Source organism: Rhodococcus sp. NPDC004095 (genome assembly GCF_053604015.1).
Window position 1 is genome coordinate 186,327 of record NZ_JBSGGS010000009.1, and the last position, 18,830, is coordinate 205,156.

An 18,830-nucleotide genomic window follows, 5' to 3' on the forward strand; every position below is an offset into this window, starting at 1 on the left:
GAGCAGGACTCGCGGTCCGGTCGTCCGGCCACGTGGAAGTGCATCTGGATCGTTCCTCTCGCCGGCGGCGAAGCCGGAACACCTCGCTCCGGGTATGGGATCACGCACTCGGTCCGCCGGCCGCCACCGACGTGCGGGAGTCACGTCACACAAGGCGCCTCGCACTCGCGACCGGCCGACTACGCTGCCGCTCATGCGCCTGTCGGGAGTCCTCGCCACCCTCGTCGCGACGACCCTTCTCGGCACCGGCGCCGCCGCGGTCCCCACGGCATCCGCACAGGCCCAGCCTGCCATCGACGCGTTCTACACTCCCCCGGACGGATTCGAATCCGCGACACCCGGCTCGATCCTGAGGGAGCGGCCCGTGGAGCTCGCGTCCTACTCCGTCCTGCCTTTCAACGCGGAGGCATGGCAACTCCTCTACCGGACAACCGATCTCGCCGGTCAGCCCACCGCAACGGTCACCACCGTCCTCCGGCCCGCGGGCCCGGCCGCTCCGGGCGGACGGCCACTGCTCTCGTACCAGGTGGCTCACGACAGCGTCGATCCCGCGTGCGGACCCTCGGTCGCGATGCAGGCCGGCTCCGGACCCGACAGCTTCTTCACTCAGGGCGAGATGACCTTCATCACCTATGCCCTGCAACAGGGCTGGGCGGTGTCGGTTCCCGATCACGAGGGTCCCGCGGCACGCATCGGCGCACCGCGCGAGCCCGGTTACGCGGTCCTGGACGGCGTCCGGGCCGCCGAGCAGTTCGCGCCGCTCGAACTTTCCGCGTCGGGCACACCGGTGGGACTGTGGGGCTACTCCGGTGGCGGACTCGTCACCGGCTGGGCCGCGCAGCTGCAGCCGTCGTACGCGCCGGAGCTGAACATCCGCGGCGCCGCGCTCGGCTCACCGGTCCCGGACCCCGTCGCCATGAACCACCTCAGCGGGACGTTCTGGGCGGGTCTGCAGTTGATCGGAATCGCAGGCACCCGGCAGATCTTCCCGGAGGCCGCGCGCGAGATCGACGCGCACCTCACCCCGGCGGGTCGGGCCGCCCTGGACGAGATGGGTGACCAGTGCGTGATCGCTACCGTCGCCTCGAACATCCTCCGGGACAACAGCCCCTACCTCACGGTCCCGTACGCGCAGCTGATGGAACTGCCTGCGATCACGGCCGCCGTGCAGGAGATCAAGCTGGGCTCGGCCGCTCCCACGGCGCCGGTGTACGTCTATAGCGCCGTAACCGACGAGATCGTCCCGATCGGCACGGTGGATCACCTCGTCGACCAGTACTGCCGGGGCGGCACCCCGGTCACCTACCGGCGGCACGAGACCGGACTGCACGCGACGGTGCTCATCACCGGCGCCTCGGACACGCTGAACTGGCTGCGCGACCGGCTCACCGGCGCTCCCACCGCACCGGGATGTGACATCGTCAGCACGCCGTCGACGCTGCTGTCGCCCGGCGCGGCTCAGACGTACGCCGAGACCAACCTCCGGCTCCTCGAGTCGTACACGGGTGCACCGATCGGCCCACGCTGAGCGCTCACCCCACCTACATCGGGCCGATATCAAGACGAATCCAAGACGAAACCAACATGATTCGTCGCGCGGCGCCCCCCGTGGTCCACTGAGAACCGTGCTCACGCGACTCGCGACGGCAACCCTCGCCGCACTGGTGCTGGCGACCTCGCCCTCGGCGGCCACGACGACGGTCGCCCCGGGTGAGGTGGCAGCGGTCCGCGCACTGCCCGCGGAACAGTGGATCCCCGGCGCGGTCTCCGGTTCTGCACTGACCTACGGCACCCTCGGCGCGCAGAATCGGCCCGCGATCAGCACCGGCGCGGTGTTCCTTCCGCCGGGAACTCCCCCGCCGGGTGGATGGCCGGTGCTCTCGTGGGCACACGGTGCCGTCGGCATCGCGGACGGCTGCGCACCCACCGTCACCGGCAAGATCGGAGGACCCTACCTGGGTCGATGGCTCGCGCAGGGCTACGCGATCGTCGCGACCGACTACGTCGGCCTCGGCACCGAGGGCGTGCACCCCTACCTGGACGGGGCGTCGGAGGCGCACGCCGTCGTCGACATGGTCCGCGCCGCCCGTGCCGTGGAGCCGAGCCTGTCGGACCGGTGGGTGACGTTGGGCCAGTCCCAGGGCGGGCAGGCGGCGATGGTGGCGGCCACGATCGCGACCTCCTACGCACCGGAACTCGACTACCGCGGCACGGTCGCACTGGGTGTGCCGTCGAACATCGAGAACCTCGCGCCCCTGGGCGGCCCGCTGTTCCCGCCGCTGCCGCTGACCGGAACCACGGTGTTCATCTCGTACGTCCTGGCGGGACTGCGCGCGACGCGCCCGGACGTGGACGTCGACTCGTACCTGAGTGCGCGCGGCACAGAGGTTCTCGCGCAGGCGGAACAGCTCTGCTACGAGGAGGCGGCCACCGCGATCGGCACCACGTCGATCGGCGCACTGTTCTCGCGCCAACTGGACGCGCCCATCCTGGCCGCGCTCCGCGAGATGCTGGCGATTCCGCTGCGCGGCTACGATCGGCCGCTCTTCCTGGGGCAGGGCCTCTTCGACACGATCGTCCCCGCGCCGTTGACGTTCAAGCTGGCCGCCGACCTGGCGGTGAACGGCCAGCGGTTCACCTTCAAGATCTATCCCAAGGATCACCTGCAGACGATGCTGGCGTCCGAAAGCGAGGCGAACACGTTCGTGCGGACCCTGTTCGCCCCGGCATGACCCGACCGGGTGGCCCGGTGCATCTCGTGCCGCCGACCACCGCGACGAGGAGCCGACCATGACACTCGATCCTCTCGACCCGACCACCGCAGTGGTGCTCGGCCCCTTCGTGGAAGCCACCTACGCCCAGTTCCGCGCCCACCCGCACGACCCGCGTCCCGCGACCGTCCCACTGCCCGCCGGATTTTCGCTGGTGCGCACCATTCAGATGAGTGATTTCCTGGTGGGCCCGGCGATACCGGAGTTCTACGGCTACCTCGCGATCGGGGGTACGCCCGCGATGCAGGTGATCGCAATCCGCGGCACCGTCACCCCCACCGAGTGGTTCGACGACCTGCACTGGGACCGGGTGCCGTTCACCTCGGTGGCGAACGGGGGCACCGTCGCCGAGGGTTTCCACGACATCTACTCGACGATGACGACGGCGGCGCCCGGCCAGCCGGGCACCATGCCGGGGATCGCCGGGCTGAGCGTGGCCGTCGACCCCGACGTTCCCCTCGCGGTTACCGGGCACAGTCTCGGCGGCGCGCTGGCGACGATGCTCGTGGTGGACCTGTGGGCGAACACGACGTTGCGGCCACAGGCGTGGACCTTCGCCTCCCCCAAGGTCGGCGACGCCGCCTTCGCCGCCCGCTATGCCTCGCTCAGCGAGGTGTCGTGGCGGATCTACAACATCGTCGACCTGGCACCGTGGATCCCGGTCGACACAGAGGGCGACTATCAGCACGTCACCACCGGATACGCGCTCAACTCACTGAGCTACGCCCGGTGGAGTGTCGGGTGTGCGCACGCGATGAACACCTACCTGCACGGTCTATCGCCGGCCGTTCCACTCGACCCCGCCTGCAGGCCCTGATGACCACCTGGCAGGAGTTCACCGCGGCCGCACCGCTCGTGTCGGCAGTGTTCCGCCGCCGCCACCGCGCCACCGGCAACCTGTGCATGCTGGCGACGCTGCGCTCCGACGGGTTCCCCCGCATCAGCCCGATCGAACCCCGGGTGTTCGAGGGCGAACTGTGGATCGCCGGTATGCCGGACACCACGAAGTTCCGGGATCTGGGCCGCGATCCCCGCTTCTGCCTGCACACCGCGACCGTCGATTCGATGGTCGGCGACGGTGACGCGAAACTGTGGGGCACCGTCCACGACGTGCGGGATCCGCAGCTGCACCAACGGTTCGCGACGGCACTGTTCGAGGAGACCGGATTCGACCTGCGGGGCAGGGAGTTCCGCCCGTTCTACGCCGCGGACATCACCGGTGCGTCGGCCGTCGAGCTCGTCGACGGCCATCTCGACATCACGATCTGGAGGCCGGGCGAACCCGAACGCGTCGTTCGCAAGCACTGAACACAGGAGGTGGACGATGGACATCGTCGTTCTGATCGGTCGGATTCTCTTCTGCGTGTTGTTCCTGACGTCGGGCGCAGGTCACCTGACCCAGTCCGAGGCGATGGCCCAGTACGCCGGGGCCAGGGGCGTGCCGGTGCCCCGGGTCGCGGTCCTGGTGTCGGGTGTGGTCCTGGTCGTCGGCGCGCTGAGTGTGCTCCTCGGGGTCTGGGCCGACCTCGGGTCGCTGCTGCTCGTCGCCTTCCTGGCGCCGACCGCGCCACTCATGCACGCGTTCTGGACCGAATCCGATCCGGCGGCGCGGCAGACGGAGATGGTCCAGTTCAACAAGGACGTGGCGTTGGCAGGCGCGGCACTGATGCTGTTCGCGTTCTTCGCGCACACCGGCGATCTCGGACTGACCATCACCGGGCCGCTGTTCACGATCAACTGAGCGCGAACACTCGAGCTCCGCGGCCCGAGACCTCGGCGACGGGGCCGCCCGAGCCACCAGTTCAGTGACCCGGGTCGGCCACCACCGCCGAATGCGATGCGGGCGACTGGAACACCGCGTTGTCCGGGAAGTCGACGCCCGCCGAGACCAACGCGGCGGCTCCCCACACGCACGCCCCGAGAAAACCCGCACTGACGATCCCTGCAACCAGCGACTTCACCTTCACGACACCCTCCTGCAATGTGACTGCGCTCACAGTACTGATGGCGGGGGTGTTCGTTACCGATTTTCACAAACTCGGCGCCGCCGGACGTCAGGTCCCGCCGCCACCCCTGCGGAACAGCTTGTTTCCGAGCCACACCACGGGGTCGTAGCGGCGGTCGACGACGCGTTCCTTCATCGGGATCAGGGCGTTGTCGGTGATGCGGATGCCCTCGGGGCACACCTCGGTGCAGCACTTGGTGATGTTGCACAGCCCGAGGCCGTGCTCGGTCTGGGCGACGTCGCGGCGGTCGGCGACGTCGAGGGGGTGCATCTCGAGTTCCGCGATCCGCATCAGGAACCGCGGCCCCGCGAAGGCGGCCTTGTTGTCCTCGTGGTCGCGGACGACATGGCACGTGTTCTGACACAGGAAGCACTCGATGCACTTCCGGAACTCCTGCGAGCGCTGCACGTCCACCTGCGCCATCCGGTACTCGCCGGGCGCCAGATCCGAAGGCGGCGTGAAGGACTGGATCTCCCTGGCCTTCGCGTAGTTGAACGACACGTCGGTCACCAGGTCGCGGATCACCGGGAACGCGCGCATCGGGGTGACGGTGACGACCTCGTCCTGCGCGAACGTCGACATCCGGGTCATGCACATCAGCCGGGGCCGGCCGTTGACCTCCGCCGAGCACGATCCGCACTTGCCCGCCTTGCAGTTCCACCGCACGGCCAGGTCCGGGGCCTGGGTGGCCTGCAGACGGTGGATGATGTCGAGGACCACCTCGCCCTCGTTCACCTCGACGGTGTAATCGCGCAGATCGCCGCCACCGATGTCGCCCCGCCACACCCGGAATGCCGCCTGGTAGCTCATCGCTCCTCCCCCTTCCCGGGATGCTCGGACAGTTCGGCGTCCGTGTAGTACTTGGCCACCTCACCGAAGTCGAACAGCGCGAACAGATCCGAGCGCATCGGCTCCTGCGGCTCGGGCGCGACGGTGACGTCGGGGACCACCCGGCCACCGGCGTCCGCACCGCCGACGAGGCTGCAGACCAGCAGCGTGTTGCGCCACGACGCGTCCATGCCGGGGTGGTCGTCGCGGGTGTGCCCGCCGCGGCTCTCGGTGCGCAGCAGCGCCGCCTTGGCGACGCACTCGCTGACGAGCACCATGTTGCGCAGGTCGATCGCCAGGTGCCAGCCGGGGTTGAACTGCCGGTGCCCCTCGACGCCGACCGACTCGATGCGTTGCCGGATCTGTTCCAGTTTGTCCAGCGCGGAGCGGATCTCGGCGTCGGTGCGGATGATGCCGACGAGGTCGTGCATCATCTGCTGCAACTCCAGGTGCAGGGTGTACGGGTTCTCGGCGACCGCCCCGTCCGGCGGCGGGTCGAACGGGGCGAGGGCCATCGCGGCGGCAGCGTCGACGGCGGACTGCTCCACCTGCGGTCTGCGGGTGAGGGATTCGACGTAGGTGGCGGCCCCGAGGCCGGCGCGCCGGCCGAACACCAGCAGGTCCGACAGCGAGTTGCCGCCGAGCCGGTTGGAACCGTGCATCCCGCCGGAGCACTCACCCGCCGCGAACAGTCCGGGCACACCGGACGATCCGGTGTCCGGGTCGACCTCGATGCCACCCATCACGTAGTGGCAGGTCGGCCCGACCTCCATCTGTTCCTTGGTGATGTCGACGTCGGCCAGTTCGAGGAACTGGTGGTGCATCGACGGCAGCCGCCGCACGATCTCGTCGGCGGGCATCCGGGAGGCGATGTCGAGGAAGACCCCGCCGTGTTCGGTGCCGCGGCCGTTCTTGACCTCCGAGTTGATCGCCCGGGCGACCTCGTCACGGGGCAGCAGGTCCGGGGTGCGCCGGGCGCTGTCGTTGTCCTTGAGCCACTGGTCGGCCTCGTCCTCCGTCTCGGCATACTGGCCCTTGAACACCGGGGGGATGTAGTCGAACATGAACCGTTCGCCGTCGGAGTTCTTCAGCACGCCGCCGTCGCCGCGCACCCCCTCGGTGACGAGGATCCCCTTCACGCTCGGCGGCCACACCATGCCGGTCGGGTGGAACTGGATGAACTCCATGTTGATCAGCTTGGCGCCGGCCCGCAGCGCGAGCGCGTGCCCGTCACCGGTGTACTCCCACGAGTTCGAGGTGACCTTGTAGGACTTGCCGATTCCGCCGGTCGCCAGCACGACCGCAGGCGCGGTGAACAGCACGAAACGCCCCGACTCCCGCCAGTACCCGAACGCCCCGGCGATCGCCCCGCCGTCATCGGCGCCGTCGCTGCGAAGCAGTTCGGTGATCGTGCATTCCGCGAACACCTTGATCCGGGCCTCGTGGTCACCCGTGGCCGCGAAATCCTCCTGTTGCAGCGAGACGATCTTCTGCTGCATGGTGCGGATGATCTCCAGGCCGGTGCGGTCGCCGACGTGCGCGAGCCGCGGATAGGTGTGGCCACCGAAGTTGCGCTGGCTGATCCGGCCGTCGGGGGTGCGGTCGAAAAGGGCGCCGTAGGTCTCGAGTTCCCACACCCGGTCCGGCGCCTCCCGGGCATGCAGTTCGGCCATTCGCCAGTTGTTGAGGAACTTGCCGCCACGCATGGTGTCCTGGAAATGCACCTGCCACGAGTCCTTGGGATTGGCATTGCCCATCGCGGCCGCACAGCCACCCTCGGCCATCACGGTGTGTGCCTTCCCGAACAACGACTTGCACACCACTGCGACGCGCAGACCCCGCTGGCGGGCCTCGATCACCGCCCGCAGTCCGGCGCCACCCGCCCCGATGACCACCACGTCGTAGTCGTGCCGCTCCAGCTCGGCCACCGGCGCTCCCCTCTGTCCCGATCGTTTGGCAGACCCGTCAGTTGACGAATCGCAGGTCCGAGATGGTCCCGCTGGCGACGAGCATGATGTAGAAGTCGGTGATCATCAGCGTGGCGAGGGTTGTCCAGGCCAACTGCATGTGCCGGGTGTTGAGCCGGCTCACCCAGGTCCACAACCGGTACCGGACGGGGTGGGCGGAGAAGTGCTTGAGCCGGCCGCCGGTGGCGTGCCTGCACGAGTGACAGGAAACGGTGTACGCCCACAGCAGGATCACGTTGACCACGATGATCACGGTGCCGAGGCCGAACCCGAATCCGCCTGCGGGGCCGTGGAACGCGAGGACCGCGTCATAGGTGTTGATCGCCGAGACGACCAGCGCGACGTAGAAGAAGTACCGGTGCGAGTTCTGCACGATCAGCGGCAGCCGGGTCTCGCCGGTGTACCGGGCGTGCGGTTCCGCGACGGCGCACGCGGGCGGCGCCAGCCAGATCGATCGGTAGTAGGCCTTGCGGTAGTAGTAGCAGGTGAGCCGGAACCCGAGCAGGAACGGCAGCGACAGGAACGCGAGCGGGATCCACATCGGCAGTTCGCCCACCCACACCCCGAAATGGGTGGATCCCGGCGCGCACGACGCGCTGACGCACGGCGAGTAGAACGGCGTCAGGTAGTGGTACTCGTCCACCCAGTACGCGGTCCGCACGAAGGAGCGGATCGTCGCGTACACCACGAAGACCGCCAGGCCGATCGTGGTCAGCAGCGGCGGACGCCACCAGATGTCCGTTCGCAGGGTGCGCGCCGCGATCGACGCGCGCTCCGGCGACCGGACCCCGGTCGTGGTTCTCGCCGGTGCGCTCACCGCTCGTGCGGGTGACCGCCGACGCCCTCGTCGTCGGCACCCTGCCACAGCGCCTGGTCGTAGGGACCCTCGGGCACCCCGACCCGCTCCGAGGCGGCGACCGGATGCGCCAGGCGAGGCGGCGATTCGTCGAGGTCACTGGCGTCGATGCCGAGGCGTTCGACGTCGTTGGCGAGCCGGCGGACGGCCGACGCGTCCCCGTACATCGTCCGCAACGACCCGACACACTGGCGCAGGTGACCGATCGTGCGGTGCAGCTCCATCATTTCGCTGGTGGACATTCGAACCTCCGACCACAGATGATGTGATGACACTCACAGTACGGCAGATGCTTTGCACTCGCCTGCGATCCGAAAGGACTCGCCAGTGTCACACGAAACGATGCCCGACCACGCGACCGCGCCGGCCGTCGATCTTCCGCCGGGCTACGACTTCACCGACCCCGCCGTGTACACGGCGGGCGTCCCCCACGAGGCGCTGGCGGCTCTGCGCCGGAGCTGCCCGGTGTGGTGGAATCCCCAGCCCCGAAACGTCGGCGGATTCCCGGACGAGGGGTACTGGGTGGTCACCCGGCACGCGGACGTCCGGGCGATCTCCCGCGACGGCGAACTGTTCTCCAGCTGGCGAAACGGAGCCCTGGTCCGGCTGAACGACGACGTGGACCGGGAGACGTTCGAGTCCCAGCGGCTGATCATGCTGAACAAGGACGCACCCGAGCACACGAAGCTTCGCAAACTGGTCGCCCGCGGCTTCACACCGCGCGCGATCGAGAGCCTGCGGGCGGCGCTGACGGACCGGGCCGAGCGGATCGTCGCCGGGGCCGCGGGCACCGACGCCCGCAGTGGCGACTTCGTCACCGACATCGCCGCCGAGCTGCCCCTGCAGGCGATCGCGGAACTGATCGGCATCCCGCAGGAGGACCGCAGGAAGGTGTTCGACTGGTCCAACGACATGATCGGCGGCGCCGACCCGGAGTACGACGTCGACCCCATGGACGCCGTCGCCCAGCTGATCGGCTACGCCTACGGCATGGCCGACGAGCGGCGCCGGTGTCCGGCGAACGACATCGTCACCACCCTGATCCAGGCGGACGTGGACGGCGACGAACTGACACCCGAGGAGTTCGGGTTCTTCGTGCTGTTGCTCGCCGTGGCAGGCAACGAGACCACCCGCAACGCGATCACCCACGGCATGATCGCGTTCCTCGACCACCCCGACCAGTGGGAGCTGTTCAAGCGGGAACGTCCGGCGACCACCGCGGACGAGATCGTGCGCTGGGCGACCCCGGTGACGTCCTTCCAGCGGACCGCGACGGCGGACACGACGCTGGGCGGGCAGCTGATCCGCGAGGGCGACCGGGTCGCGATGTTCTACGCGTCGGCGAACTTCGACGAGGAGGTGTTCGACAACCCGACCACCTTCGACATCACCCGCGACCCCAACCCGCACCTCGGTTTCGGCGGCTCGGGCCCCCACTACTGCCTCGGCGCGAACCTGGCCCGGATGGAAATCGGCCTGATCTTCGACGCGATCGCCGACCGGCTCCCGGACATCAGCCGGCTCGGTGATCCGCAGCGGCTGCGGTCGGGATGGCTCAACGGAATCAAGCACTTCCCCGTCGGATACGGCAGCGGCTGCCCGGTGCCGCACTGAGCGGCCGGGCGGCGATCGGATCGGTATCGAACCAGCCCGGCGCCGCCGCAGCGAACTCGTCTGGGCCCAGTCTGCCCGCCCCCTCCGGAATCCGGCCGAGCAGCGGCACCCCCGTCACCTCGGCGAGGTCCGCGAGGTTGCACCGCATGGCCAGGTCGGGATCCTCCGGCCACGACCCGATCACCGTCCCGACGCAATCGACGCCTGCCTGCCGCGCGGCCGCAACGGTCAGCGCGCTGTGATTGAGGGTGCCCAGCCCGGCGGCGGCGACCAACACCAGTGGCGCGTCGAGGTCTGCAGCGACGTCGGCGAGGGTGAATCCCCCCGAACCGAGGCGCACCAGCAGTCCCCCGGCGCCCTCGACGAGGGTCAGGTCGTGGGAGGCGTCGAGCCCGCGGACCGCCGAAACCACGTCCGCGCGCCTGAGCAGCGGCATGCCGGCCCGCCGGGCGGCGGCGTCCGGCGCCAGCGGCTCCGGGTAGCGGACCAGCTCGAGAACGTCCAGGACACCCGAAAGCCGTTGCACTTCAGCCAGATCCCCGGGCTCGTCGACAGCGATCCCGGTCTGCGCCGGCTTGCACACCGCAACGGACAGCCCGGCGAGCAGGGCCCGCGCGGCCAGCGCCGCGGTGACGACGGTCTTGCCGACATCCGTCGACGTACCGGTGACGCACAGGATGCTCACGCGTGGGCCGCCGAAACGCCCGGGGTCGACTCGGCCGAGGAGAGCACGTCTGTGAGCACGGACTCGATCACCGTCATGTCGGACGGGGTGAGGTTCGCGCGGGCCGTCAGCCGCAGTCGGGAAGTGCCGGCGGGCACCGACGGCGGCCGGAAGCAGCCGACGTGCAACCCACGGTCGCGGCACGCGAGCGACGCGTCGTACGCGACCTGCGGGTCGCCGAGAATCACCGACACCACCGCGGATTCCGGCTCACCGGCCGCGGTGATGCGGGCGAGGTCGCGTGCGCGGTCGAGGACGGCCGCCGCCCGCTCGGGTTCGCGGCGCAGCACGGCCAGCGCGCCGCGGGCGGCGCCGACCGCGGCGGGCGCGAGGCCGGTGTCGAAGATGAAGGTGCGGGCGGTGTCGATCAGGTGCGTGCGGACGCGGTCGTCGGCGAGCACCACTCCGCCCTGGGCGGCAAGCGATTTCGACAGGGTCGCGGTGACCACCACGTCTGCCTGACCGGCGAGCCCGGCCTCGTGCACCAGGCCGCGGCCACCGTCGCCGCGCACCCCGACGCCGTGCGCCTCGTCGACCAGCAGCAACGCGCCGTGTTCGCGGCACACCCGGTGCAGGTCCCGCAGCGGCGCGAGGTCGCCGTCGGCACTGAACACCGAGTCGGTGAGCACGAGGGCGCGCGGTTCGGCGCGGGAGGCGAGCGCGGTCGCGACGGCGTCCACGTCGGCGTGCGGGGTGACCACCACCCGCGACCGCGACAGCCGGCACGCGTCGACCAGCGAGGCGTGGCAGCCGGCGTCGGAGACGATCAGCGCGTCCCGGCCTGCCAGTGCGGCGACGGCGCCGAGGTTGGCGGCGTACCCGCTGGCGAACACCAGTCCGGATTCGGCGCCGACGAACTCGGCGAGTTCACGCTCGAGGAGTTCGTGTTCGGCGGTGGTGCCGGTGACGAGGCGCGAACCGGTCGAGCCACCGCCCCAGCGGCGCAGGGCGGTCGCCGCGGCGTCGAGCACCTCGGGGTGCCGGGTGAGGCCGAGGTAGTCGTTGGAGGCGAGGTCGACGAGCGGCGAACCGGCCGTCCGCGGACGCAGCGTGCGGTGCAGACCGGCCGCGCGACGCGCGTCCGCGATCTCATCGAGCCAACTCAGTGCAGCGGTCATGGCACGGGAGCGTACCTGAACGCCGTTCAAGTACAGCGTTCAAGTAGGCCACGGACCTCGCATCAAGCGGAAACTCAGTGCTGGCTGCGCGCGGCGGCGACCATGCCGGCCGCGATGGTCGCGACATCGTCGGGCGTGCAGATGAACGGCGGCATCGCGTAGATCAGCTTGCCGAACGGCCGCAGCCACACGCCGGCGTCGACGGCCGCGGCGGTGGCGGTGCGCATGTCCACCGGCTCCGCCATCTCGATCACGCCGATGCCGCCGAACGTGCGCACGTCCGCGACGCCGGGCAACGTCCGCGCCGGCTCCAGCCCGGCATCCAGACCCTCACCCAGCGCAGCGACCTCCGATCGCCAGTCCCGCGACAGCAGCAGTTGCACCGCCGCGACGGCCACCGCACACGCGAGCGGGTTGCCCATGAACGTCGGACCGTGCATGACGCCGCCGCCCTCCCCCGCGCTGATCGCCTCGGCGATCGCGGAGGTGCACAGCACCGCGGCGAGCGTCAGGTAGCCACCGGTCAGGGCCTTGCCGACCGTCATGATGTCGGGGGCGACACCGGCGTGGTCGGCGGCGAACAGTTCACCGGTGCGACCGAAGCCGGTGGCGATCTCGTCGAAGATCAGCAGCAGTCCGTGCTCGTCGCACATCCGGCGCAGCTCGGTCAGGTACCGGGGGTCGTGGAAACGCATGCCGCCCGCGCCCTGCACGACCGGTTCGACGATGACGGCGGCCAGTTCGGCGGAGTGCTCGGTGAGGATCGCCTCGAACTGCGCGACGTAGGTCGGGTCGAAGTCACGGGGCGGCGCGGGCGCGAACACCTGCCGCGCCAGCACGTCGGTCCACATCGAGTGCATGCCGCCGTCCGGGTCGCACACGCTCATCGGCGCGAACGTGTCCCCGTGGTAGCCGCCGCGCCAGGTCAGCAGGCGGTGTCGCTCGGGTCGCCCGATCGCCCGCTGATATTGCATGGCGATCTTGATCGAGACCTCGACGGACACCGATCCGGAGTCGGCGAGGAACACCTTGTCGAGCCCGTCGGGGGTGATCGCGACGAGCAGCTCCGCCAACCGGGCGGCGGGTTCGTGGGTGAGCCCGCCGAACATGACGTGACTCATCCGGCCGAGCTGGTCGGTCGCGGCGGCGTCGAGAACGGGGTGCCGGTAGCCGTGCACGGCCGCCCACCACGAGCTCATGCCGTCGACGAGTTCCCGGCCGTCGGCGAGGATGAGCCGGGTCCCCCGGGCGGCCGACACGACGAGCGGCTCGGTGCCGGCCGGGAACGCCCCGTACGGATGCCACAGGTGGGCGGCGTCGATGGCGGAGATGCGGTCGGACGAGTAGCGCGAGGTCACGTCGCCCGACGATAGCGACCCCCGACGAGCCGCGACGGGCCGGGACTCCGCGCGGCGAAGTCCGTGCGAACGCCTGCGGTAAGTGGGCCCACCGGTACCACCTACACTCGTCCGTCGAACCCCGCACGCACCGTTCACCGCGCGTTCAGCTCGTCGCAACCACAGGGAGAGACTTGCCTGCCCGTACAGCCGCACCCGTCGACGCCTCGGCCCGACAAGCCGGCTCGACGCGCCGCGCCGACCTCGACGGCCTGCGCGGCCTCGCGATCGCGCTGGTGGTGCTCTTCCACGTCTGGTTCGGCCGGGTGTCCGGCGGCGTCGACGTGTTCCTGATGCTGTCGGGGTTCTTCTTCGTCGGTTCGCTGGTGCGGGCGGCGGAATCGTCGTCGCCGCTCGATCCGCGGCCGATCCTGGCGCGAACCGCTCGCCGGCTGCTCGCGCCGCTCGCCGTCGTGGTGGCCGCGACGGCGGTCGCCGGCGCGTTGTTGCTGGCACCGACCGCGTGGCTGGCGCTGGCCGAACAGAGCCGGGCCGCACTGCTTTTCGGGCAGAACTGGCAATTGGCCCGCACCGCAGCCGACTATCTAGCGGCGGATCCGTCGGTGAGTCCACTGCAGCATCTGTGGTCGATCTCGGTGCAGGGGCAGTTCTACCTGCTCGCGCTGACGGTGGTGTTCGCGAGTGCGTGGCTGCTGCGGCTGCGCGGTGTCGCGGTCCGCGGTCCGATCACCGCGATCCTCGCGGTCGCAACCGCGGTCTCCTTCTGCTACGCGGCGTCCGGTGCGCAGCCGCAGACCTGGATGTACTACGACACGGGCGCCCGCTTGTGGGAACTGCTCGCCGGGGGCCTGCTCGCCTGCGCGATGCCGTGGCTCCGGGTGCCGAGGCAGGCACGGGTGCTGCTCGGCGTGGTCGGGCTCGTCGTCGTCGCCTGCACCGGGGTCCTGCTCGACGGCAGGCACGACTTCCCCGGGCCGTGGGCACTGGTGCCGGTCGCGGCGACCGCCGCGATCGTCGTCGCCGGTGCGGCAGCGAGTGTGGACGCCCCGGCCACCCGTCTGCTCGGCTCGGCCCCGCTGCGCCGGCTGGGCGACGTCGCCTACTCGCTGTACCTGTGGCACTGGCCGCTGCTGATCTTCGCGCTGGTCCTCACCGACCGTGAGCGCATCGGGCTGCGCGGCGGCCTGGTGGTGATCGGACTCTCACTGGTGCTGGCGCATCTGACGACCCGACTGGTCGAGGAGCCGATCCGGCGCGGGAACCCCTCGCCGCGCCGGACGGCGCTCGTCGCCGGGGTCGGGGCGCTCGCGGTGGCGGTGTTCGCGACGGCGACGGGCTGGATCGGCACCATCGCGAACCGCTCTGTCGAGGTCGCCCACATCGCCGACCTCGACCCCCGCGACTACCCGGGCGCGGCGGTCCTCGTCGACGGCGTCGACGCTCCGGAGCGGGGAGAGCAGCCGAACCGGTTCGTCGCGCATCTCGACGTCCCGCCGTCGTGGGACGACGGCTGCCTGGCGACCGACGAGGTGGTCGAGGTGATCCGCTGCTCGTACGGCGAACCCGACGCGGCGCGCACGGTGGCACTGATCGGCGGATCGCACTCCGAACACTGGCTGCCCGCGCTCGCGAGCATCGCCGACGACCGCGGCCTGCGCATCGACACCTACCTGAAGGTGGGATGTCCGGCGATCCTGCCGGTCGACGAGGACACCGCGAACGGCGAGTGCGAGCGGTGGACCGCGACGGTGCTCGACGAACTGGAGTCGTCACCACCCGACCTGGTGTTCAGCACCTCGACCCGTCCCCGCCCGGACGACGTCGGCGGCGACTACACCCCGGACGGCTACGTGCGGGTGTGGGACCGGATGGCCACGCTCGGCCTGCCGATGACGGTGGTGCGCGACACCCCGTGGTTGTCGGAGAACGGCATCGCCTATCGCGCACCCGACTGTCTCGCGCACGGTGGCAACGCCGACACCTGCGGCGTCGACCGGGCCGCGGTCCTGGACGTCGTGGATCCGGCCGAAGCGGCGTCCGCGCACCTGCCGACGGTGCACCCGCTGGATCTGTCGGACGCGGTGTGCCGCGCGGACCGCTGCCGCGTCATCGAGGGAAACCGCCTGATCTACCGCGACGGCGACCACCTCACCACCGCCTACGTCCGCAGCCTCGCCCCCGAACTGGATCGCCGACTCGGCGCCGCCACCGGCTGGTGGTGACGGAACGGAAGGGGCGGCGTCAGCCGAGCGCCTCGCCGATCTGGTCGAGGATGACGTTCGCACCCACCACACCGATGCCGACCATCCACGTCTCGTCGTCGAACTCGAAGGTCTTACCGCCCTGCACCGCGGGGAGCGAACCCCACAGCCCGGTCACGGTGCCCATGGTGGTCGTGTTCGGGTCGCCCCCGGGGTTCGTGTAGAACACGACGTCGCCGTCGATCTCCGCGTAGCGCTCGGGGCTGAGCTCGAGCATGGAGTACTCGTTCCAGCCACGTTCACCGAGGTCGAAGCCGACCTGGGTCAGGATCGAGCCCGAGAAGGTGCTCGGGCCGTACAGCCGGAAGTTGGTCGGCCGGAATCGCACCATGGACGCGGTACGTCCGGCGGCGCCGACGTCCTTGCCCACCGCGGTCGCTCGGTCGGTCAGCTCGGTCAGGAGCGCGTCCATCTCGCCACTCTCGTTGACCGCGGCCGCCGTGACGCGGGCCTGCTCCTGCCATTCGGTACCGGAGTTGACCGAGTAGACGGTCGGCGCGATCGCCGAGAGCTGGTCGTAGATCTTCTCGTGCCGCACCTTCGAACCGATGATGAGGTCGGGTTCGAGGGCCGCGATGGCTTCGATGTCGGGCTCGGCCGTGGGTCCGACGCTCTTCGTGCCGTCGAGGTCGTCCGCGAGGTATCCCGGGAAGCCGTCCCCCGCACCCGATTCCGTCGCTCCGACCGGGGTGATGCCGAGGGCGACGAGTGCGTCGAGATGCGGCGAGTCGATGACGACGACACGCTCGGGCACACCCGGCAGGGTGGTTTCGCCCATCGCGTGGTCGACGGTGTAGGCCTTGTCGGATTCCGCGACATCGTCGGTCGAGGAGGTGCCGCAGGCGGCCAGGAGGAGCGCCGAGATCGCCGCGGCCACGCCGAGTTTCACGCGCGCCGAGCTTCCATGTGAACCGAACATAGGGTCACCTTAGGTCAAGCTACTTAGGCTAGGGAAATCTAACTTCGGGCGCTATCGTCGCCTGATGCCTGCCCGACCCCCACACCCGAGCGCATCACACCGCGGCAACCCGGCCCCGGCGTCCCATGCGGCGGCCCCCGCGGCATGAGCAGCGAGAAGTCCCGCAGAGCGATCTCGCGATTCCGCTCCGAGACACCACATCCGACGTGCGTGCGAATGTTGCAGGTCGTACACACCACGCAGGTGGAGCCGCGACTCGTGCGCCTTCACCTCGCCGGACCCCAGCTCGGCGCGTTCACCGACGACGCAGGCCGACATCCGGCCGTCGTCAGCACCGGGTTCGACGATGTCGCCATCCTGTTTTTCCCCCAGCCGGGAACCGAGCGGATCGCGCTGCCGGAGGTGGCCGGCGACGGCGGCTTCGTGATGCCGGTGAATCCCGACGTGATCTACCGCGAGTACACGGTGCGCCGACTCGACTCGACTGGACTGGTCGTGGACGTGATCCTGCACGACGTGGGCGTCGCGACCGACTGGGCGCGGCGCGCCGGGCCGGGCACACCCATCGGAGTCGTGGGGCCGAGGGTGAGCCGCGCGCTGCCCCGCACCGAGCGGATCCTCGCCGTCGGCGACGCCACCGCCCTTCCCGCCCTGACCCGGCTGGCCGAGACACTCCCCCGCGACGCAGAGGGCGAACTCGTGCTCGTCGACGGCGGACCGGGCCTCGACCTCCCCATCCCCGCCCCCGCCGGGGTCACCGTGACCCGGACCGCGGGCGCGGACGCGACGTACCGCGCCCTGTCCGAACTCGACCTCCAGCCGGCCCGCACGTACGCGTGGCTCGCCGGCGAGGCCGCGCTGGTGACCTCGCTTCGACGTCACCTCGTCGGCGAACGCGACTTCCCCAAGGACCACGTGCAGTTCACCGGCTACTGGAGGGCTTAGGGCATCACCCGGCCGGGCCGATCAGGACTTGGTGACCGCCGGGGGCTCCCAGGTTCCGTCGAGGATGTCCTGATCGGGCCAGTAGGCGCGCAGAAAGATGGTGAACTCGTCATCGGGTGCGGGCAGCCAGTTCGTCAGCAGTTTCGGATCGGTCGGGGCGGCGCCGCCGACCGTCAGGGTCAGGGACCCGTCGTCGCCGTGGGTGAGATCTTGATTCTTGGTGCCCAGGGAGAATCGGTCGAGTTCGTTGGGATGGAAGAAGTGGTGCTTGTTGTAGACGGTCAGTGACCAGAAACCGCGCACCGGCGGCAGCTGACCGGCCGGGAACCGCACGGTGTAGGTGGCGGCGCCGTGCAGGCGGTCACCCCGCTCGTCGAGATCCTGGTAGTAGTAGGCGGTTTCGTTCGGGGTGTTGACGAAGATGTTGGACTTTCCGATCGCGGTTCGCGACAGGTAGTCCGCGCCGAAGGCGGCCCCGTTGCGCTGGGTGGTCCAGTTGTGCGCGACGGGAATCCCGATGTTGCGGAACTCGAACATCTCCCGCACCACTGCATCGGCGTCGACAGCGGCCCGACCGAGCGCGTCCGCGATCGCCGGATCGTCCTCCGCCCCGGAGAGGGCGGACCGGAACCACTCGTACAGCGCCTCCTCCCCTGGCAGTGCAGGCACTTCGTCGAGGACCTCGGCGAGCTCGGCGAAGTATGTCTCGGGGTGGACCCACTGGGTCTCGCTCTGACCGCCGGCGCCACTTCCGGCGGCGTCTCCGCCGCCGAACGACGGCACACTCGACCAGTCGACGGTCCTGACGGTGCCGTCGAACTCCGACAGCGGGTACATGGCGATGCGGTCGACCAGCGGCGCGATCGCGACCCGGTCGCGCGGGGTGTCGTCGAGGAAGACGCGCGGGATCACGACCCCGACCCGGGTGTCGTGACGAAAGACGTCGGTGATGCCGGCCGGTACCTCACCGTCCCAGGACGTGTGCGCGAGCAGGTAGAAGCCCGGCGCGGTCCCGTACATCGCGCCGAGCCGGACGAACGAGTCGGTGCGCTGGTCCACCACCTGGTACACCCAGAACCGGTCACCGAAGTCGGGCACCTGCACGACCGACGGTCCGCGAGCGGAGTCGAGGACACCGAATCCGTAGACCACGTCCTGATTCGGGCAGGCGACGACCCGCTCCTCCGGCCGGATGTAGTCCCGCAGCATGCCGATCGTCCCGGGCGGGCCCGCGGGCACGATGCCCGCCAGCAGCCCGGGCGCGGGCAGTTGCTCCATGAGGGTTCGCCGGTTGTGCATGTTCACCAGCGCCCAACCCCACAGATATGCGGCTCTGCCCACGACCTCCGCATACTCCTCGGTCATCTTCGGACGGATCGGCCCTTCGTCACCGGACATTCGCAAACCCACCTCTCCCCGCGGACAACCGCACGACAGAACACCCAGGCAAAAGGTGAAACGAC

The 18,830-nt window shown here is 70.0% G+C and carries 18 protein-coding genes; 8 read left to right on the forward strand and 10 right to left on the reverse strand.

The genetic code is table 11. The annotated features are described in order from the left end of the window. The first annotated feature begins 193 nt into the window (after positions 1-193). From ACWEPG_RS18905 to ACWEPG_RS18925, 5 genes are all read left to right on the forward strand, one after another. Entirely contained in the window at positions 194-1,528 is a 1,335-nt protein-coding gene (locus tag ACWEPG_RS18905; protein ID WP_452594995.1) for a lipase family protein, read from the forward strand. Between the two features lie 97 nt (positions 1,529-1,625). Beyond that, the gene (locus ACWEPG_RS18910; RefSeq protein ID WP_452594996.1) at positions 1,626-2,732 is read left to right on the forward strand and encodes a lipase family protein; all 1,107 of its coding nucleotides are present in this window, start codon (positions 1,626-1,628) and stop codon (positions 2,730-2,732) included. A gap of 58 nt (positions 2,733-2,790) precedes the next feature. After that, positions 2,791-3,588, forward strand: coding sequence for a lipase family protein (locus ACWEPG_RS18915; protein ID WP_450114781.1), 798 nt, complete (start codon positions 2,791-2,793; stop codon positions 3,586-3,588). Then, positions 3,588-4,079 carry a pyridoxamine 5'-phosphate oxidase family protein gene (locus ACWEPG_RS18920; protein ID WP_450114780.1) on the forward strand — a complete coding sequence of 164 codons (492 nt, stop codon included), beginning with the start codon at positions 3,588-3,590 and terminating at the stop codon, positions 4,077-4,079. The genes ACWEPG_RS18915 and ACWEPG_RS18920 overlap by 1 nt, the downstream gene beginning before the upstream one ends. Positions 4,080-4,095: 16 nt before the next feature. Further along, positions 4,096-4,512: a DoxX family protein gene (locus ACWEPG_RS18925; RefSeq protein ID WP_450114779.1), complete on the forward strand. Its 417-nt coding sequence runs from the start codon at positions 4,096-4,098 to the stop codon at positions 4,510-4,512. 61 nt (positions 4,513-4,573) lie between these two features. Here ACWEPG_RS18925 and ACWEPG_RS18930 read toward each other — a convergent pair whose 3' ends face one another. From ACWEPG_RS18930 to ACWEPG_RS18950, 5 genes are all read right to left on the reverse strand, one after another. After that, positions 4,574-4,738 (reverse strand): hypothetical protein, encoded by a 165-nt coding sequence (locus ACWEPG_RS18930; protein ID WP_450114778.1) that lies wholly within the window; start codon positions 4,736-4,738, stop codon positions 4,574-4,576. Positions 4,739-4,825: 87 nt separating this feature from the next. Beyond that, positions 4,826-5,587 (reverse strand): succinate dehydrogenase/fumarate reductase iron-sulfur subunit, encoded by a 762-nt coding sequence (locus tag ACWEPG_RS18935; RefSeq protein WP_450114777.1) that lies wholly within the window; start codon positions 5,585-5,587, stop codon positions 4,826-4,828. Then, the gene (locus ACWEPG_RS18940) at positions 5,584-7,533 is read right to left on the reverse strand and encodes a fumarate reductase/succinate dehydrogenase flavoprotein subunit (protein ID WP_450114776.1); all 1,950 of its coding nucleotides are present in this window, start codon (positions 7,531-7,533) and stop codon (positions 5,584-5,586) included. Before ACWEPG_RS18940 ends, ACWEPG_RS18935 begins: the two co-directional genes overlap by 4 nt. Positions 7,534-7,570: 37 nt before the next feature. Continuing rightward, complete coding sequence (locus tag ACWEPG_RS18945; RefSeq protein WP_450114775.1) at positions 7,571-8,389, reverse strand: hypothetical protein; 819 nt, start codon at positions 8,387-8,389, stop codon at positions 7,571-7,573. Then, the gene (locus ACWEPG_RS18950; RefSeq protein WP_450114774.1) at positions 8,386-8,670 is read right to left on the reverse strand and encodes a hypothetical protein; all 285 of its coding nucleotides are present in this window, start codon (positions 8,668-8,670) and stop codon (positions 8,386-8,388) included. Before ACWEPG_RS18950 ends, ACWEPG_RS18945 begins: the two co-directional genes overlap by 4 nt. 100 nt (positions 8,671-8,770) lie before the next feature. On the opposite strand from ACWEPG_RS18950, the gene ACWEPG_RS18955 reads away from it, so the two are divergent. Continuing rightward, the gene (locus ACWEPG_RS18955; protein ID WP_450114824.1) at positions 8,771-10,042 is read left to right on the forward strand and encodes a cytochrome P450; all 1,272 of its coding nucleotides are present in this window, start codon (positions 8,771-8,773) and stop codon (positions 10,040-10,042) included. Here ACWEPG_RS18955 and bioD read toward each other — a convergent pair. The 3 genes from bioD to ACWEPG_RS18970 all read right to left on the reverse strand — a co-directional run bounded on the left by bioD (position 9,993) and on the right by ACWEPG_RS18970 (position 13,242). After that, positions 9,993-10,727: a dethiobiotin synthase gene (bioD, locus tag ACWEPG_RS18960; RefSeq protein WP_452594997.1), complete on the reverse strand. Its 735-nt coding sequence runs from the start codon at positions 10,725-10,727 to the stop codon at positions 9,993-9,995. The genes ACWEPG_RS18955 and bioD overlap by 50 nt on opposite strands. After that, positions 10,724-11,884, reverse strand: a complete 1,161-nt coding sequence (locus tag ACWEPG_RS18965) for an 8-amino-7-oxononanoate synthase (protein ID WP_450114772.1) — start codon at positions 11,882-11,884, stop codon at positions 10,724-10,726. The genes bioD and ACWEPG_RS18965 overlap by 4 nt, the downstream gene beginning before the upstream one ends. Before the next feature lie 74 nt (positions 11,885-11,958). After that, positions 11,959-13,242, reverse strand: a complete 1,284-nt coding sequence (locus ACWEPG_RS18970) for an adenosylmethionine--8-amino-7-oxononanoate transaminase (RefSeq protein WP_452594998.1) — start codon at positions 13,240-13,242, stop codon at positions 11,959-11,961. Between the two features lie 173 nt (positions 13,243-13,415). Here ACWEPG_RS18970 and ACWEPG_RS18975 point away from each other — a divergent pair, with 173 nt between their 5' ends. Continuing rightward, positions 13,416-15,464, forward strand: a complete 2,049-nt coding sequence (locus ACWEPG_RS18975; RefSeq protein WP_450114770.1) for an acyltransferase family protein — start codon at positions 13,416-13,418, stop codon at positions 15,462-15,464. 19 nt (positions 15,465-15,483) lie between these two features. Here the strand turns inward: ACWEPG_RS18975 and ACWEPG_RS18980 are convergent, their stop codons facing one another. Beyond that, positions 15,484-16,422, reverse strand: a complete 939-nt coding sequence (locus ACWEPG_RS18980) for an ABC transporter substrate-binding protein (protein ID WP_450114769.1) — start codon at positions 16,420-16,422, stop codon at positions 15,484-15,486. A 216-nt stretch (positions 16,423-16,638) separates the two neighbouring features. Between ACWEPG_RS18980 and ACWEPG_RS18985 the strand changes: the two genes are divergently transcribed. Continuing rightward, entirely contained in the window at positions 16,639-17,367 is a 729-nt protein-coding gene (locus tag ACWEPG_RS18985) for a siderophore-interacting protein (RefSeq protein ID WP_452594999.1), read from the forward strand. Positions 17,368-17,388: 21 nt separating this feature from the next. Here ACWEPG_RS18985 and ACWEPG_RS18990 read toward each other — a convergent pair whose 3' ends face one another. Continuing rightward, complete coding sequence (locus ACWEPG_RS18990) at positions 17,389-18,765, reverse strand: DUF1254 domain-containing protein (protein WP_450114767.1); 1,377 nt, start codon at positions 18,763-18,765, stop codon at positions 17,389-17,391. Positions 18,766-18,830 lie beyond the last annotated feature (65 nt).

What these genes read in the sequence shown, in the direction of transcription:
- ACWEPG_RS18905 (WP_452594995.1), top strand. Translation starts at nt 194, where the DNA reads ATGCGCCTGTCGGGAGTCCTCGCCACCCTCGTCGCGACGACCCTTCTC.
- ACWEPG_RS18915 (WP_450114781.1), top strand. Translation starts at nt 2,791, where the DNA reads ATGACACTCGATCCTCTCGACCCGACCACCGCAGTGGTGCTCGGCCCC.
- ACWEPG_RS18920 (WP_450114780.1), top strand. Translation starts at nt 3,588, where the DNA reads ATGACCACCTGGCAGGAGTTCACCGCGGCCGCACCGCTCGTGTCGGCA.
- ACWEPG_RS18925 (WP_450114779.1), top strand. Translation starts at nt 4,096, where the DNA reads ATGGACATCGTCGTTCTGATCGGTCGGATTCTCTTCTGCGTGTTGTTC.
- ACWEPG_RS18935 (WP_450114777.1), bottom strand. Translation starts at nt 5,587, where the DNA reads ATGAGCTACCAGGCGGCATTCCGGGTGTGGCGGGGCGACATCGGTGGC.
- ACWEPG_RS18950 (WP_450114774.1), bottom strand. Translation starts at nt 8,670, where the DNA reads ATGTCCACCAGCGAAATGATGGAGCTGCACCGCACGATCGGTCACCTG.
- ACWEPG_RS18955 (WP_450114824.1), top strand. Translation starts at nt 8,771, where the DNA reads ATGCCCGACCACGCGACCGCGCCGGCCGTCGATCTTCCGCCGGGCTAC.
- ACWEPG_RS18965 (WP_450114772.1), bottom strand. Translation starts at nt 11,884, where the DNA reads ATGACCGCTGCACTGAGTTGGCTCGATGAGATCGCGGACGCGCGTCGC.
- ACWEPG_RS18980 (WP_450114769.1), bottom strand. Translation starts at nt 16,422, where the DNA reads ATGTTCGGTTCACATGGAAGCTCGGCGCGCGTGAAACTCGGCGTGGCC.
- ACWEPG_RS18985 (WP_452594999.1), top strand. Translation starts at nt 16,639, where the DNA reads ATGTTGCAGGTCGTACACACCACGCAGGTGGAGCCGCGACTCGTGCGC.
- ACWEPG_RS18990 (WP_450114767.1), bottom strand. Translation starts at nt 18,765, where the DNA reads ATGTCCGGTGACGAAGGGCCGATCCGTCCGAAGATGACCGAGGAGTAT.